Annotated in this window: 1 pseudogene; it reads left to right on the top strand. The window is 37.7% G+C overall.

From position 1 onward, the window contains the following. Positions 1 to 470 (top strand): annotated as a pseudogene (locus R7E78_RS30565) (hypothetical protein); the annotation flags it as partial. Positions 471 to 517 lie beyond the last annotated feature (47 nt).

Here is a 517-nt window from a genome sequence, read left to right as displayed (position 1 = left end):
AACTTGCTTCTTTAATTATTAAAACACAAAGTGAGCGTCGTCGAGTAAAATGGACTGTTCATAGTCAAGGAGCTATTATATTTCGCTCTGCGATTGAGGAAGTAAAAAATCTAAGGCCTGAACTAAGATTAGATGGACATGAATTGGCAGTACATAGCCCTGGTGGTAATTATGGTATTTTATCAATGAAAGCAAAGCATTTAGGTATGAAAGTTCAGCCACTTAGAGCTAACCCCGCAGACTTTGTACCTAATGTAATCGGGTTAAATGGCGTAACAAGCATAACCAAGATGAACGTGAGCTTGAGTCCTGTTTTTATTTGGGCTTGTTTTTTGTCCAAAACCATAGGTGGCAGCCCTCATTCATTACCTTATCTTGGGTTAAATACTTATGAAAAACAGCTGAGAGAGTCTGGTGCTCGGCAAAAGGCTAGGGTGATAGGTAAATATGCAAAAATTGGTAAGCATTAATGAGTATTATGTCTCTTCTAAAATTAAAATTTCGATCAGGTGCGAAA

Source organism: Vibrio sp. YT-19(2023), assembly GCF_033337395.1.
The sequence above is the reverse complement of the archived record's forward strand: the minus strand, read 5'-3'. Positions and strand labels throughout refer to the sequence as shown.